We start from the raw sequence: 14,903 nt of genomic DNA on the forward strand, positions 1-14,903 counted from the left end.
GGCTCCGGGCAATGTCGAACTGACGCTAAATCAACTGCTGGTTCAGTGGTGCAGGATCTTCGACAGGAAGTCCTTGGCACGGTCGCTGCGCGGCGCGGTGAAGAACGCCTCGGGGGTGTTCTCCTCGACGATCCGGCCGTCGGCCATGAACAGCACCCGGTTGGCGGCGGAGCGGGCGAAGCCCATCTCGTGGGTCACCACGACCATCGTCATGCCCTTGGCGGCGAGCGAACGCATCACCTCCAGCACCTCGTTGACCATCTCCGGGTCGAGGGCCGAGGTCGGCTCGTCGAACAGCATCACCTTGGGCTTCATCGCCAGCGCGCGGGCGATCGCCACCCGCTGCTGCTGGCCGCCGGACAGCTGGGCGGGGAACTTGTCGGCCTGCGCGGCCACCCCCACCCGCTCCAGGAGTTCACGCGCGGCCCGCTCGGCCTCGGCCTTCGGCACCCGGCCGACCTTGACCTGGGCCAGCATCACGTTCTGCAGCACGGTCTTGTGCGCGAACAGGTTGAAGGACTGGAACACCATGCCGACCTGCGCGCGCAGCCGGGCCAGTTCGCGGCCCTCGGCCGGCAGCGGCCGGCCGTCCACCTCGATCACGCCGGAGTCGATGGTCTCCAGCCGGTTGATGGTGCGGCACAGCGTGGACTTGCCGGAACCGGACGGGCCGATCAGCACCACGACCTCGCCCTGCGCGATCTCCAGGTCGATGTCCTGCAGCACGTGCAGCGCGCCGAAGTGCTTGTTCACCCCGCGCAGCGACACCAGCGGGGTGGCACCGGCACTGCCGGCCTCCGCCTGCTGCAGGTCGGCGCTGTTCTCCGTCATCGCGGCTCGCTCCCTCGTCCTCCGAACCCGGGCCAACTCGCAGGGGCCGCAAAGTCGGTAATGGTCCGTCTGATGCCCGGGGGCCGGAGCCGGCGGAGCCCTCGGCCCCCGGACGGGGTGACTTTAGGCAGGTACACGACGGCCCGTCAGCCGATCTGAGCTGAACTTGAGGATCACGGTTCGGCTACGCCCGGTAGTCGGCGGGTCGCGGATACCGGCTGGGTAACGGAGGGCCGAACCGGGTTGACCGGGTGACGCCGGATGGGCATGGATGCCAGGATGGCCCGGTCCCGCGTCGGGCAGCGCCATGACAACCGCCGCACCCGCGGCCGCGACACCGACCGCCCGCCCGTATCCGAACCACCACCGCAGGAAGGGAGCCCGATGCGCCTGCTCCTGGTCGAGGACGACGACCGCGTGGCCGCCGCCCTGGTCGCGGTGCTCAGCCGGCACGGCTTCCAGGTCCGGCACGCCCGCAGCGGCCACGAGGCGCTGGACGCGCTCGTCCCGGACGGCAGCGACCCGTACCGGGTGGTGCTGCTCGACCTCGGACTGCCCGACCGCGACGGCTTCGAGGTGTGCAGCCGGATCCGGGCCGGCAGCGGCGTCCCGGTGATCATGGTGACCGCGCGGGCCGACATCCGCTCCCGCATCCACGGCCTCAACCTCGGCGCCGACGACTACGTGGTCAAGCCCTACGACATGGGCGAGCTGCTGGCCCGGATCCACGCCGTGGCCCGCCGCGGCGCCCCGCAGACCGCCGAGGACGCCGGGCCCGACCCGGCCGGGCCGCTCGCCTCCCGCGGCGTGGAGATCGACCGCGAACGCCGCCGGGTCTCCGTGCACGGCCGCGACGTGCCGCTCACCCGCAAGGAGTTCGACCTGCTGGCGCTGCTCGCCCAGAGCCCCGGCGTGGTCTACCGGCGCGAACAGATCTTCAGCGAGGTCTGGCGCTCCGGCTGGGAGGGCAACGGCCGCACGCTGGAGGTGCACATCGGGTCGCTGCGCACCAAGCTCGGGCTGCCCGGCCTGGTCGAGGCGGTCCGCGGCGTCGGCTACCGGCTGATCCCCGACCAGCCCGAGGGCCCCGGCGGCCCGGCCGCTCCGGCCGACGACCACCCGGGGCGCTGACCGCACGTGCGCAACCGCCTGCTCGGCATCCTGATCGCCCTGATGGCCTGCGTGCTGGCGGCCCTCGGCGTGCCGCTGGCGTACCTGACGGCCGCCTCCGAGCAGTCCAAGGTCGTGGTCGACCGGATCGACGACGCCGCGCGCTTCGCCCAGGACCTGCCCACCCAGGGCCGCCCCAGCGCCAGCGCCGTCAAGGGCGACCCGCGGCCCGGGCCCGGCGACAACGGCCGGCTGCACGCCCTCACCTCCGAGGCCGCCCGCTACCACGAGCTGTACGGCGCCCGGATCGGCGTCTTCCAGCGCGACGGCAGCGCCGTCGCCGCCGCCCCCACCGGCTGGCGGCCCCCCGACGCCGGACCGGGCCGGCAGGCCTACCAGGAGGCGCTGGCCGGCCGCCGCAGCCACAACCCGCCGCAGGTCTGGCCGTGGACCCCCGACCGCACCCTGGCCGTCGCGCTGCCCGTGGTCCGCGACGGCGACGTGGTCGCCGTGGTGCTCACCGAATCGCCCACCGGCGGCCTGCGCGCCCGCATCCTGCACCGCTGGCTGGTGCTGGCCGGCGGCGAGGCGCTCGCCATGATCGTCGCCATCCTGCTCGCCGTCCGCCTCACCGGCTGGGTGCTGCGCCCCGTCCGCACCCTCGACCGGGCCACCCACGACATCGCCACCGGCCGGCTCAACGCCCGGGTCGCGCCCAGCGGCGGGCCGCCCGAACTGCGCCGCCTGGCCCGCTCGTTCAACGACATGGCGGACCACGTGGTGATCGCCATCGACCAGCAGCGGGCGTTCGTCGCCGACGCCTCCCACCAGCTGCGCAACCCGCTCGCCGCGCTGCTGCTGCGGGTCGAGCTGATCGGCCTGGAACTGCCCGAGGGCCACGAGGAGGAGATCGCCGCCGTCCGCGAGGAGGGCGCCCGGCTCGCCCGGGTGCTCGACGACCTGCTGGGCCTGGCCACCGCCGAGGGCTCCCGCCCGGAACCCGAACCCGTCGACCTGGCCGGCCTGGTGCGCGCCCGGATCGACGCCTGGCAGCCGCTCGCCCAGCAGCGCGGCATCCGGCTCCAGTGGCAGGGTCCGCCGCTGGCCCACGCCTGGGCCGACCCGATCGGGTTCGGCAGCGCGCTGGACGCCGTCCTCGACAACGCGCTCAAGTTCACCCCCGACGACAGCACCGTCGAGGTCGGCCTGCTGATCGCCAAGGACGAGGTCACCGCCACCGTCACCGACGCCGGGCCGGGCCTCACCGAGGAGGAGCTCGCCCGGGTCGGCGACCGGTTCTGGCGCTCCTCGCGGCACCAGAACGTCGACGGCTCCGGCCTCGGCCTGTCCATCGCCCGGACCCTGCTGCTGGCCGGCGGCGGCGAACTCGGCTTCGAGCCCGCGCAGCCGCACGGACTGACCGTCCGGCTCACCGTGCCGCGCCGTCGCCGCCGCAAGTGAGCCGACGGACCGTCAGGGTCTCATCGACAGGTAGTACCGCTTCGCCCCGTCGTGCAGCGGCAGCGGATCGGTGTACACCGCCGTCCGCAGGTCCACCAGCTGCGCGGCGTGAACCTTGCCGCCGATGTTGTCCCGGCTGTCGATCACCACCCGGGTCAGCGCCTCCACCAGCCCCGGGTCCACGTCCGCCCGGGTCACCAGCAGGTTCGGCACCGCCACCGTCGGCACCGCCGTCCGCTCCGGCTCCACCAGCGGGTACGCGTCCGCCGGGATGGTCGCCGCCCGGTAGGCGTCCACCCCGTCGCCCGCCAACTGGTGCAGCGGGTCCGACAGGTCGCCCATCGGCACGATCCGGATCGGCGTCTGCTCCGACAGGTCGGACAGCGCCGCCGTCGGCAGGCCGCCCGACCAGAAGAACGCGTCCAGCTGCTTGGCCTGCAGCGCCTGCGTCGCCTGGACGATGTTCAGCCCCGACGGGGTCACGTCCTTGTCCGGGTCCAGGCCCGCCGCCTCCAGCAGCCGCCGGGTCACCAGGTTCACCCCCGACTTCGCCTGCCCGACCCCGACCCGCAGGCCGCGCAGGTCCTGCACCTTGTGCACCGGCGAGTCCGCCGGCACCACCAGCTGCATGTAGTCGTCGTACAGCCGGGCGATCGCCCGCAACTGCGGCTTGCCCGGGCTCTGGAAGCTGGCCACCGCGTCCGCGGTCGCGATCGCGAAGTCGTCCCGGCCCGACACCAGCCGCTCCAGGTTGTCCACCGAGCCCTCGGAGTTGTCCAGTCGCACCTTCAACTCCGGCAGGTGCGAGCCGATGTACTCCTTCAACAGCCCGCCGTAGCGGTCGTACACCCCGCGCGGCACCCCGGTCGCGAACGCCACCTCGCCGCGCGGACCCGAGGCCGACCGCGCCGAGGACACCCACCAGCCGCCCGCACCCCCCACCACCAGCAGGAGCACCGCCACCGTCCGGCACAGCCTGCTGCGCGACGCGGAACGCAGCACGGCACCAAGACGGGGCGGATCGCTCGAAGCAGCCATGACATGGATAGTGCCAGCCGGGACGGCCCGGCGGGAGGCCCCGCCCGGTGCCCGTACCCTTGCCCTGTGGGTATGGAGGAGAGCTTGCGAACTTACAAGGTCGTCACGTACGGCTGCCAGATGAACGTCCACGACTCCGAGCGCCTGTCCGGGCTGCTGGAGGAGGCCGGCTACGCCAAGGCCGACGGCGACGGCGACCCCGACCTGGTGGTCTTCAACACCTGCGCGGTCCGCGAGAACGCCGACAACAAGCTGTACGGCAACCTCGGCCGGCTCGCCCCCGCCAAGCAGTCCAACCGCGGCATGCAGATCGCCGTCGGCGGCTGCCTGGCCCAGAAGGACCGCGAGACCATCGTCCGCAAGGCCCCCTGGGTCGACGTCGTCTTCGGCACCCACAACATCGGCCACCTGCCCGCCCTGCTGGAGCGGGCCGCCGTCGAGCAGAAGGCCCAGGTCGAGATCCTCGAATCCCTGGAGACCTTCCCCTCCACCCTGCCGACCCGGCGGGAGTCCGCCTACGCGGCCTGGGTCGCCATCTCCGTCGGCTGCAACAACACCTGCACCTTCTGCATCGTCCCCGCCCTGCGCGGCAAGGAGGAGGACCGCCGGCCCGGCGACATCCTCGCCGAGGTCGAGGCGCTGGTCGCCGAGGGCGTGGTCGAGGTCACCCTGCTCGGCCAGAACGTCAACGCCTACGGCTCCGACCTCGGCGACCGGCAGGCCTTCTCCAAGCTGCTGCGGGCGTGCGGCGAGATCGACGGGCTGGAGCGGGTCCGCTTCACCTCGCCGCACCCGAAGGACTTCACCGACGACGTGATCGCCGCGATGGCCGAGACGCCCAACGTGATGCACCAGCTGCACATGCCGCTGCAGTCCGGCTCGGACACCGTGCTGCGCGCCATGCGGCGCTCCTACCGGCAGGAACGCTTCCTCGGCATCATCGAGAAGGTGCGGGCCGCCATGCCGGACGCCGCCATCTCCACCGACATCATCGTGGGCTTCCCCGGCGAGACCGACGAGGACTTCGAGCAGACCCTGCACGTCGTCCGCGAGGCGCGGTTCGCCAACGCGTTCACCTTCCAGTACTCCAAGCGGCCCGGGACGCCCGCGGCCGAGATGGAGAACCAGGTCCCGAAGGCCGTCGTCCAGGAGCGCTACGACCGGCTGATCGCCCTCCAGGAGGAGATCTCCTGGGAGGAGAACAAGAAGCAGGTCGGCCGCAAGCTGGAGATCCTCGTCGCCGAGGGCGAGGGCAAGAAGGACGACCGCACCGACCGGCTCTCCGGCCGCGCCCCCGACAACCGGCTGGTCCACTTCACCCGGCCGGAGGGCGGTGTCCGCCCCGGCGACGTCGTGACCGTCGAGATCAGCTACGCCGCCCCGCACCACCTGCTGGCCGAGGGCCCCGTCCTCGGCGTCCGGCGGACCCGGGCGGGCGACGCGTGGGAGAAGCGGCAGGCCGCACCCGCCGCCAAGCCCGCCGGCGTCATGCTCGGGCTCCCGAGCATCGGCGCTCCCAAGCAGACGGCCGCCCCGGCGGGCGACGGCTGCGGCTGCTGAGACAGCGCACGCCCCCGACCGCTCGTTCCGTCGTAGAGTGACCGACATGCTTGTTGCCGCCGCCGTGTGCCCGTGTCCGCCGTTGCTCGTGCCGGAGGTGGCGGCGGGGGCCGCCGGCGAGGTGGCGGGGCTGCGGGAGGCGTGCCTGGCGGCCGTGCGGGAGCTGGCCGGGGTCGACCTGGTGGTCGTCGTCGGGACGGGCGAGCGCGCCGGGGTGTGGACGGAGGGCGGGGCGGGGTCGTTCCACCGGTACGGGGTGGCGAAGGCGGTGCGGTTGCCGCTGGGCGGGGTGGACGGTCCCGAGCTGTCGCCCGCGTTGACGGTGGGGGCGTGGCTGCTGGAGGAGGCGGGCGTCCGGGTGCCGACGCACGCCGTCGCGGTACGGCCGGACACGGCCCCGGAGCGGCTGCTCGGCCTTGGCCAGGGCCTGGCCGAACTCGCGGACCGGGTGGGCCTGTTGGTGATGGGCGACGGCAGCGCGCGGCACACGGTGAAGGCCCCGGGCTACCTGGACGGGCGCGCCGAGGACTACGACCGGGAGGTGGCGCGGGCGCTGGCCGCCGCCGATCCGAAGGCGCTGGCCGCGCTGGAGCCGGAGCTGTCGGCGGAGCTGATGGCGGAGGGCCGGGCGCCCTGGCAGGTGCTGGCGGGCGCCGCCGAGGGCGCCGCGCTCAGCGGTGAGCTGCGCCACGACGACGCCCCCTACGGCGTCGGCTACCTGGTCGCCTCCTGGCGCTGAGGCTCAGTCGTCCTTGGGCTTGGCGGCGAAGTCGTCGCGGGCGTCCTTGGCCTTCGAGGCGCCCTTCTCGATCTTGTCGCTGTACTTGTGCTTGGTGGCCTTGTCGATGGTCTCGCCGGCCTTGTCCACCATGCTGTCGATCTTGTCGCCGTGCTTCCCGGCCAGCTCGCTGGCCTTGTCCTTGAGTTCCTCGGCCTTGCCCTTGAGGTTGTCCATCAGGCCCATGGAGTGCATTCCTCGCATTTCCGGTCAGATCGTCACCAGACATAGCTGATCCTCCCCGGTCAACGAGGCCGCGACACGGGAGGTGCCCGGGTTTTGCGAGACTGGAGGGGTGAGCAGTCCCCGCACCCCTTCTCCTGTCAGCCCCCGCCGGGTGGTCTCGGTGGTCGGTTCGACCGCCGCCGGCAAGTCCGACCTGGCGGTGGCGATCGCCCGCGAGCTCGGCGGGGAGGTGGTCAACACCGACTCGATGCAGCTGTACAAGGGCATGGACATCGGCACGGCCAAGCTGACCTTGGACGAGCGGGCCGGCGTCCCGCACCACCTGATGGACGTGTGGGAGGTGACCGAGACCGCTTCGGTCGCCGAGTACCAGCGCCTCGCCCGGGCCGAGTTGGACCGGCAGCTCGCGGCGGGGCAGGTGCCGGTGCTGGTCGGCGGCTCGGGGCTGTACGTGCGGGCGGCGATCGACGAGATGGAGTTCCCCGGCACGGACCCGCAGGTGCGGGCCCGGCTGGAGGAGGAGCTGGAGCGGGTCGGCTCCGGGGTGCTGTACCGGCGGCTCGCGGAGCTGGACCCGGCGGCGGCGGAGGCGATCCTGCCCAGCAACGGGCGGCGGATCGTCCGGGCGCTGGAGGTCATCGAGATCACCGGGCGGCCGTTCACGGCCAGCCTGCCGACCCAGCGGGCGGTGTACGAGGCGGTGCAGATCGGCGTCCAGGTGCCGCGCCCGGAGCTGGACCGGCGGATCGAGCTGCGGGTGGACCGGATGTGGGAGGCCGGTCTGCTGGACGAGGTGCGGCAGTTGGAGAAGGCGGGGCTGCGCGAGGGGCTGACCGCGAGCCGGGCGCTGGGCTACCAGCAGGTGCTGGCGTTCTTCGCGGGGGAGTGCACCGAGGAGGAGGCGAAGGCGGAGACCGCCCGGGCCACCCGGCGGTTCGCCCGGCGGCAGGAGTCCTGGTTCCGTCGCGACCCCCGGATCCACTGGCTGGACCGCCCGGAGGGCGCCGATCCGGTCGAACTCCTGGGCCGCGCACTGGAACTGATCGACCGCCCGGAACAGTCGGGCGGGCCGGTCTGACCGGCGCATTTCGGCTGCCGGACGGCCGGATCCGGCCAGCTGCCCGGGCGTCTGCACCGGCAGACGCAGGTGCAGAGGGCACCGGCGGTCACGGCGGGATCACGTCCTGGCATCGGATCACCCGATCACCCCGGGGGACGCCCTGTCCGGGTGCCGGGCCGTGCCATCATCGGTAGCACCGAGGCCCGGCACGCGGGCCGGCCTCACCGCCCGCGAGCCCTGGAGCTCGTGTCGAGCCATCAGGGGAGGCCGCGTGTCCACGGGTACCGGCCCCGAAACCGATGAGCTGTTCGGCGACCTGACCGACGGGTCCGAGACCCTGCCCGAGCTGGCCGTCCCGACCACCTCGTACGCGGTGGCGCTGCCCGCGATCGACGACCTGGCCGCGGTGCCGGGCGTGGTCCACGAGCGGGACATCCGGCCGCGGCGCCGGCTGCGCTGGTGGCAGATCCTGCCGATCGCCGGCACGGTCATGCTCGGTTCGCTGATGTTCGCCTTCCCGCTGGCCTTCGGCAGCGAGGGTGCGACCGCGATGATCGGGATGCTCGGGCTGCTGATCACCGCCGCCTCGGTCGGCTGGGGCGCGATGGCCGCCCGCCGGGCCGGCTACAAGTGGCCGGGCGTGCCGCGCCGCGGCAGCAGCGAGCGGGCCGGCTGGAAGGCCATCGTGGTCTACACCCTCCTGGTGGCCCTCGCCATGGCCCTCGCCGTCTGGCGGGTCGTCCACCTGCGCGGCTAGCTACCGCTCCGGCGGAGGGGGCCCCGACCGCTCCGGGGCTCGGGACGGGCGGCCGTTACCATCGGCGGTGTGAGCGAGCGCAGCGGAATCAGCGGAACGGCCTTCCTCAAGGGACACGGCACCCAGAACGACTTCGTGATCGTCCCCGACCCGGACGGGCGGTTGGAGCTGTCCGCGCGGACGGTCGCCGAGCTGTGCGACCGGCGGGCCGGGATCGGTGCGGACGGCGTGCTGCGGGTGGTCCGCTCGGCGGTCGAGCCGGCGGCGGCGGGGCTGGCCGAGCAGGCCGAGTGGTTCATGGACTACCGCAACGCGGACGGTTCGATCGCCGAGATGTGCGGCAACGGGGTGCGGGTGTTCGCCCGCTACCTGGTGCACGCCGGGTACGCGAAGCCGGGCGAGCTGGCGGTGGCCACCCGCGGCGGCGTGAAGCGGGTGCGGGTCGCCGAGGACGCCGCGGACGGCACCCCGGGCGAGATCACCGTGGAGATGGGCCGCGCCGTGCTGCCGGGCCCGGACGACGTCACCGTCACCGTGGACGCCCGGACCTGGCCCGCGCTGAACGTCAACATGGGCAACCCGCACGCGGTGGCGTTCGTCGAGGACCTGGCGCACGCGGGCACCCTGTACGACGCCCCGGCCACCGCCCCCGCGGGCGTGTACCCGCAGGGCGTGAACGTGGAGTTCGTGGTGGACCGCGGGGAGCGGCACGTCGCGATGCGGGTGCACGAGCGCGGTTCCGGCGAGACCCGCTCCTGCGGCACCGGCGCCTGCGCCGTCGCGGTGGCGGCGATCCGCCGGGACGGCAACGACCCGGCGGCCACCGGACGGCCCGTCAGCTACACCGTCGACGTGCCGGGCGGTCGACTGGTGATCGAGGAGTTCCCGGACGGCCGGATCGAGATGACCGGCCCCGCGGTGATCGTCGCCGAGGGCGTGCTCGCCTGACGGCAGGTCAGCGCGACGGAGCGTCAGCTCCCGCTTCCCAGGCCGGTCTCCGGTTAATCCGCCCGTTCGGGTGATCCGGGTGACAGAGGGGAAGCGGGGGCTCGCGGAACGTGGTCTGCTCGGTAGCATGGACCACCGGGTCGGCCGTCGCTCCGGTGTTGCTGCCGGAGGTGCAGATGACCATCCGCTCCGAGTTGGCGGGCTCGCCGTCCAAGCAGCAGGCGAGCCGCTTCAGCCGTGCGGCGCTCGGCCGGGCCGGCCGGGCGGCGCTGCTCGCCACCGGGCGGACGCCCGTCCCCGACGCCATCGAGCCCATCGTCCAGGCCCACCGGGTGCACCACCCGCAGGCCGACGTGCCCCTGCTGACCAGGGCGTACCGGGTCGCCGAGGAGAGCCACCGGGGGCAGACCAGGAAGAGCGGCGAGCCGTACATCACGCACCCGCTCGCGGTCACCATGATCCTCGCCCAGCTCGGCGCGGACACCACCACGCTGGTCGCCTCGCTGCTGCACGACACCGTCGAGGACACCGAGGTGACGCTCGATCAGGTCGCCGAGGTCTTCGGCCCCGAGATCGCCTACCTGGTGGACGGCGTCACCAAGCTGGAGAAGGTGGACTTCGGGGCGGCCGCCGAGCCCGAGACCTTCCGCAAGATGCTGGTCGCCACCGGCGACGACGTCCGGGTGATGGTGATCAAGCTCGCCGACCGGCTGCACAACATGCGCACCATCCGGCACATGAAGCCGGCCAGCCAGGTGCGGATCGCCAAGGTCACCCGGGACGTGCTGATCCCGCTCGCCGAACGGCTCGGCATCCAGGTGGTCAAGGCCGAGCTGGAAGACATCGTGTTCGCCACCCTGCACCCCGAGGAGTACGCGCTCACCGGCACGGTCGCCGCCGGCTGGACGGACGGCGTGCTCGCCCCGTTCGCCGCCGAGCTCGGCCGCCAGCTCGCCGAGGCCGGCGTCTCCTCCGCCGTCACCGTCCGCCCCCGGCACCTGGTCTCGCTGCACCGGGTGATGATCAAGCGCGGCGCTGGCCCCGACGGCGCCGGGCTGCGACCGGCCGACTTCGGGCGGCTGCTGGTGGTGGTCGAGGAGAACGCCGACTGCTACGCGGTCCTCGGCGAACTGCACACCTGCTGGACGCCGCTGCCCGGCGAGTTCAAGGACTTCGTCGCCGCCCCCAAGTTCAACCTGTACCAGTCCCTGCACACCGCGGTGGCGCTGCCCACCGGCGAGGTGGTCGAGGTCCTGGTCCGCACCCGGCGGATGCACGAGGTCGCCGAGACCGGGGTGGTCGCGCTCGGCGACCCGCGCACCGACCGCGGCGCCGCCGACGACCCCGAGGACCGCACCGACCCGGCCCGCCCCGGCTGGCTGGCCCGGCTGCTGGAGTGGCAGCAGGACACCCCCGACCCGGACGTCTTCTGGTCCGCGCTCACCGCCGACCTGCGCGACGACCGCGAGATCACCGCCGTCACCGAGGACGGCACCACCCTGCACCTGCCCTCCGGGGCGAGCTGCCTGGACGCCGCCTACCTGCTCGGCGAGGAGACCGGCCACCGATGTATCGGCGCCCGGGTCAACGGCCGGCTCACCGCGCTCTCCACCCAGCTGCGCGACGGCGACATGCTCGGCCTGCTGACCGCCCCCGACGACGAGGACAGCGGCCCCGACCCGGAGTGGCTGGAGTACGTCCGCACCCCCGGCGCCCGGCTCGCGGTGGAGCGCCGGCTGGCCGCCCGGCCCGCCCCCGTCGACCTCCCCGAGCAGCCCCCCGCGGTGGAGGCCCCGCCGCCCGCCGCGCCCCCCGCGGCGCCCGCCGCCGCCCCCGCCGACATCCCCGAACTGCCGGGCGCCGCCGTCCGGCTGGCCCGCTGCTGCACCCCCGTGCCGCCGGACCGGGCGACCGGCATCCTGCTCCGCGGCGGCGCCGTGGCCGTGCACCGCACCGGCTGCCCCACCGGCGCCCGGATGCTGGGCGGCGGCCGCCGCCCGGTCGAGGTCCGCTGGCTGCCCGGCGGCGCCCCGCAGTGGGGCTACCGGGCCACCCTGCACGCCGAGGCCCTCAACCGCCCCCGGCTGCTCGCCGACCTGACCGCCGCGATCTCCGGCGAAGGCGTGTCGATCTTCTCCGCCGAGGTCGAACCGCCCCGCCAGCTGCGGGTCCGGCACAGCTACACCCTGGAGCTGCCGGACGCCGCTGCGCTGCCCGCCGTGATGCGGGCGATGCTCCGGGTCTCCGGGGTGTACGACGTGTACCGGCCGGGCGGGCCGGAGGAACTCCCCGGCCGGACGGAGGGGCTGCGTGCTGCAGCCGAGGTGGCGGCTGGTAAAAGGGATGACTCGGGCACAGCAGGCGTGCAACCATCGTGGGGAATTCACGGCGGCTCCGCCGTGTTGTCCGAGAGCACCACCGGATCAACCCAAGGATGAAATGACCTCCACGTTCGACAGCCGCACCCGATCGAGCGAGTCCGCCAACCGGCTCGCCGACCTCAAGGCGGAAGCCCTGATGGACGAGGACCTCGCGGCGATCGACGAGGGCCTCGGCAACTACGACGGAGAGCAGTACGACCGCTCCGAGCGCGCGGCGCTGCGGCGCGTGGGCGGCCTCTCCACCGAACTCCAGGACGTCACCGAAGTCGAGTACCGCCAGCTCCGCCTGGAGCGCGTGGTGCTCGTCGGCGTGTGGACGGACGGCACGCTGGAGGAGGCGGAGAACTCGATGGCCGAGCTCGCCGCCCTCGCCGAGACGGCCGGCTCCGAGGTCCTGGACGGCGTCATCCAGCGCCGCGACAAGCCCGACGCGGCCACCTACATCGGCTCCGGCAAGGCCCAGGAGCTGCGCGACATCGTCGCCTCCACCGGTGCCGACACCGTGGTCTGCGACGGCGAGCTGACGCCCGGTCAGCTGATCCACCTCGAAGACGTGGTGAAGGTCAAGGTCGTCGACCGCACCGCCCTGATCCTGGACATCTTCGCCCAGCACGCCAAGTCCCGGGAGGGCAAGGCGCAGGTCTCGCTCGCGCAGATGCAGTACATGCTGCCGCGCCTGCGCGGCTGGGGTCAGTCGCTGTCCCGGCAGATGGGTGGCGGTGGCTCCGGCTCCTCGGGCGGCGGCATGGCCACCCGTGGTCCCGGTGAGACCAAGATCGAGACCGACCGGCGGCGGATCCGCGAGAAGATGGCGAAGCTCCGCAAGGAGATCGCCGAGATGAAGAAGGGCCGCGACACCAAGCGGCAGGAGCGGCGGCGCCACCAGGTGCCCTCGGTGGCCATCGCCGGCTACACCAACGCCGGCAAGTCCTCGCTGCTCAACCGGCTCACCGGTGCCGGCGTCCTGGTGGAGAACGCCCTGTTCGCCACCCTGGACCCGACGGTCCGCCGCGCGCAGACCCCGAGCGGCCGGGTCTACACCCTGGCCGACACCGTCGGCTTCGTCCGGCACCTGCCGCACCACCTGGTCGAGGCGTTCCGCTCCACCATGGAGGAGGTCGCCGACGCCGACCTCATCCTGCACGTGGTGGACGGCTCGCACCCCGAGCCGGAGACCCAGCTGGCCGCGGTGCGTGAGGTGATCGTCTCGGTCGAGGCACAGAACGTGCCGGAGATCGTGGTGATCAACAAGGCGGACGCCGCGGACCCGACGGTCCTGCAGCGACTGCTGCGCCGCGAGCCGCACGCCATCGTGGTCTCCGCCCGCAGCGGGGCCGGCATCGAGGAACTGCTCGCGCTGATCGACCAGGAACTGCCCCGCCCCGCGGTGGAGGTCAAGGCCCTGGTCCCCTACACCCGCGGCGATCTGGTCTCCCGGATCCATGCGGAGGGTGAGCTCATCTCCACCGAGCACACCGCGGAGGGCACGCTCCTGCACGCCAAGGTCGCGGTCACGCTGGCCACCGAGCTGGAGCGCTACGCGGTGGTCGCAGCGTAGGAGCAACCACAGGGGCGCGTGGGGGCACCTCCCGGCCGAAGGCTGGGGGTGCACCCACGCGTCCGTGGTGGTCCAGGTCTACTTGTCCTGGAGGAAGGCCTCGAACATCCGCTTGGCGTCCGCGCCGAGGTTGGGGCCGGCGAGCCAGATGTCGTTGCCGATCGAGGTGTTGGAGAACAGCACCACCTTGCCGTCGCGGCGGGTGAACCAGCCGCCGCCGGAGGAGCCGCCGGTCATGTTGCAGCCGATGGAGAGCATCGGCGGGCGCGAGCGGTCGAAGACGAACGGGGTGGGCTTGGGGGCGGAGTCGCAGTGCTCCAGCTCGACGCCGTCGAACGGGTCGGCGGCGGGGTAGCCGTACGCGGAGGGCGAGGCGATGTCCTCGGGCGCGGCGTTGAACCAGATCGGCACGGAGCCGCCGACGGTCTCCTCCAGCGAGCGCGTGGTGCCCTTCGGCGGGACGACCCGGACCAGCGCGAAATCGAACTGGCTGGCCGCGTTGCCGTAGTGCAGGCCCTCCTTGGTCCACTGCGGCATGACGTACATCTTCTGCGAGACCCAGATCCCGAGCGGGGAGCGGTCCTTGTCGCTGGCGTTCGCGCCCTTGCCGTTGCTGAGCGCACCGCTGCGGTTGAACGCCGGGATGAAGGCCAGGTTCTTGAACGCCTTGCCGTCCTTGCCGCCGTGCACGCAGTGCGCGGCCGTCCACACCAGGTTGCTCCGGCCGGGGTTGCCGGGATCGGAGACCACGGTGCCGGAGCAGTGGCCGGTGCCCTCGCCGGTCTGGACCAGGATCTTGCCGACCACGGCGGTGTCCGGGTCGTACGGGTGGGGCTGCGGCTTGGCGCGGATCAGGCGGGGGAAGTCCACCTCCTGCGCGGTGGGGGTGCGGACCTTCGAGGTGTCGGCCTTGGGGGTGTCGATGCCCTTGGCGTCGTTGAGCTTCTTCTGGTCCCAGAAGCTGCGCACCGCCTCGATGTCCTCGGGCGTGAAGCCGTTCTTCGAGGCCCACTTCGACCAGTCGTCGGCGGTCCAGGAGGGCACCTTGGCGATGTAGTCCTGGATGTCGCTGAGCTCGACGGACTCCAGGGTGGAGCTGGCGGCGGGCGGCACCGGGGAGGGGCTCTGGCTCTGGCAGGCGGCGGTGCTGACCGCGAGGACGGTCACCAGGGCGGCCGTGGCGGCGGTCCTGGCCCGGCGCGGCGTGCGGTGCTGGTCGGTCATGGGCTTTCCCC

At 73.1% G+C, this 14,903-nt stretch carries 13 protein-coding genes; 9 read left to right on the top strand and 4 right to left on the bottom strand.

Annotated elements, in window-relative coordinates; translation table 11 throughout:
- Positions 1-42 precede the first annotated feature (42 nt).
- On the bottom strand, positions 43-831 hold the full coding sequence (locus tag BX266_RS24240) for an amino acid ABC transporter ATP-binding protein (protein ID WP_099903054.1): 789 nt from the start codon (positions 829-831) through the stop codon (positions 43-45).
- A gap of 384 nt (positions 832-1,215) precedes the next feature.
- Between BX266_RS24240 and BX266_RS24245 the strand changes: the two genes are divergently transcribed.
- Both BX266_RS24245 and BX266_RS24250 read left to right on the top strand, forming a co-directional pair.
- Positions 1,216-1,962, top strand: coding sequence for a response regulator transcription factor (locus tag BX266_RS24245; protein ID WP_099903056.1), 747 nt, complete (start codon positions 1,216-1,218; stop codon positions 1,960-1,962).
- Between the two features lie 6 nt (positions 1,963-1,968).
- Entirely contained in the window at positions 1,969-3,402 is a 1,434-nt protein-coding gene (locus BX266_RS24250) for a HAMP domain-containing sensor histidine kinase (RefSeq protein WP_099903058.1), read from the top strand.
- A 12-nt stretch (positions 3,403-3,414) separates the two neighbouring features.
- Here the strand turns inward: BX266_RS24250 and BX266_RS24255 are convergent, their stop codons facing one another.
- A complete protein-coding gene (locus BX266_RS24255) occupies positions 3,415-4,440 on the bottom strand; it encodes a TAXI family TRAP transporter solute-binding subunit (RefSeq protein ID WP_099903060.1) in 1,026 nt (341 codons plus the stop codon).
- A gap of 72 nt (positions 4,441-4,512) precedes the next feature.
- On the opposite strand from BX266_RS24255, the gene miaB reads away from it, so the two are divergent.
- Positions 4,513-6,000: a tRNA (N6-isopentenyl adenosine(37)-C2)-methylthiotransferase MiaB gene (gene miaB / locus BX266_RS24260; protein WP_099903062.1), complete on the top strand. Its 1,488-nt coding sequence runs from the start codon at positions 4,513-4,515 to the stop codon at positions 5,998-6,000.
- A 46-nt stretch (positions 6,001-6,046) separates the two neighbouring features.
- Positions 6,047-6,739: a hypothetical protein gene (locus tag BX266_RS24265; RefSeq protein WP_099903064.1), complete on the top strand. Its 693-nt coding sequence runs from the start codon at positions 6,047-6,049 to the stop codon at positions 6,737-6,739.
- Positions 6,740-6,742: 3 nt separating this feature from the next.
- On the opposite strand, the gene BX266_RS24270 is transcribed toward BX266_RS24265, so the two are convergent.
- A complete protein-coding gene (locus BX266_RS24270) occupies positions 6,743-6,964 on the bottom strand; it encodes an antitoxin (RefSeq protein WP_099903066.1) in 222 nt (73 codons plus the stop codon).
- Between the two features lie 109 nt (positions 6,965-7,073).
- On the opposite strand from BX266_RS24270, the gene miaA reads away from it, so the two are divergent.
- From miaA to hflX, 5 genes are all read left to right on the top strand, one after another.
- Complete coding sequence (gene miaA, locus BX266_RS24275; RefSeq protein ID WP_099903069.1) at positions 7,074-8,042, top strand: tRNA (adenosine(37)-N6)-dimethylallyltransferase MiaA; 969 nt, start codon at positions 7,074-7,076, stop codon at positions 8,040-8,042.
- A gap of 253 nt (positions 8,043-8,295) precedes the next feature.
- The gene (locus BX266_RS24280; RefSeq protein ID WP_099903071.1) at positions 8,296-8,781 is read left to right on the top strand and encodes a hypothetical protein; all 486 of its coding nucleotides are present in this window, start codon (positions 8,296-8,298) and stop codon (positions 8,779-8,781) included.
- Between the two features lie 69 nt (positions 8,782-8,850).
- A complete protein-coding gene (dapF, locus tag BX266_RS24285) occupies positions 8,851-9,729 on the top strand; it encodes a diaminopimelate epimerase (protein WP_180290590.1) in 879 nt (292 codons plus the stop codon).
- Positions 9,730-9,905: 176 nt separating this feature from the next.
- Positions 9,906-12,167, top strand: coding sequence for a bifunctional (p)ppGpp synthetase/guanosine-3',5'-bis(diphosphate) 3'-pyrophosphohydrolase (locus BX266_RS24290; RefSeq protein ID WP_099908246.1), 2,262 nt, complete (start codon positions 9,906-9,908; stop codon positions 12,165-12,167).
- A gap of 1 nt (position 12,168) precedes the next feature.
- Positions 12,169-13,668, top strand: a complete 1,500-nt coding sequence (hflX, locus tag BX266_RS24295) for a GTPase HflX (RefSeq protein ID WP_099903074.1) — start codon at positions 12,169-12,171, stop codon at positions 13,666-13,668.
- Positions 13,669-13,746: 78 nt separating this feature from the next.
- On the opposite strand, the gene BX266_RS24300 is transcribed toward hflX, so the two are convergent.
- The gene (locus BX266_RS24300) at positions 13,747-14,892 is read right to left on the bottom strand and encodes a serine protease (RefSeq protein WP_099903076.1); all 1,146 of its coding nucleotides are present in this window, start codon (positions 14,890-14,892) and stop codon (positions 13,747-13,749) included.
- Positions 14,893-14,903: the final 11 nt, after the last annotated feature.

Source organism: Streptomyces sp. TLI_171 (assembly GCF_003610255.1).
Taxonomy (GTDB): domain Bacteria; phylum Actinomycetota; class Actinomycetes; order Streptomycetales; family Streptomycetaceae; genus Kitasatospora.

Excerpts from the sequence above, each read along its gene's own strand:
- BX266_RS24270 (WP_099903066.1), bottom strand. The coding sequence starts at position 6,964 with ATGGGCCTGATGGACAACCTCAAGGGCAAGGCCGAGGAACTCAAGGAC.
- BX266_RS24255 (WP_099903060.1), bottom strand. The coding sequence starts at position 4,440 with ATGGCTGCTTCGAGCGATCCGCCCCGTCTTGGTGCCGTGCTGCGTTCC.
- BX266_RS24300 (WP_099903076.1), bottom strand. The coding sequence starts at position 14,892 with ATGACCGACCAGCACCGCACGCCGCGCCGGGCCAGGACCGCCGCCACG.
- BX266_RS24290 (WP_099908246.1), top strand. The coding sequence starts at position 9,906 with ATGACCATCCGCTCCGAGTTGGCGGGCTCGCCGTCCAAGCAGCAGGCG.
- BX266_RS24265 (WP_099903064.1), top strand. The coding sequence starts at position 6,047 with ATGCTTGTTGCCGCCGCCGTGTGCCCGTGTCCGCCGTTGCTCGTGCCG.
- hflX (WP_099903074.1), top strand. The coding sequence starts at position 12,169 with ATGACCTCCACGTTCGACAGCCGCACCCGATCGAGCGAGTCCGCCAAC.
- BX266_RS24245 (WP_099903056.1), top strand. The coding sequence starts at position 1,216 with ATGCGCCTGCTCCTGGTCGAGGACGACGACCGCGTGGCCGCCGCCCTG.
- BX266_RS24240 (WP_099903054.1), bottom strand. The coding sequence starts at position 831 with ATGACGGAGAACAGCGCCGACCTGCAGCAGGCGGAGGCCGGCAGTGCC.
- miaB (WP_099903062.1), top strand. The coding sequence starts at position 4,513 with ATGGAGGAGAGCTTGCGAACTTACAAGGTCGTCACGTACGGCTGCCAG.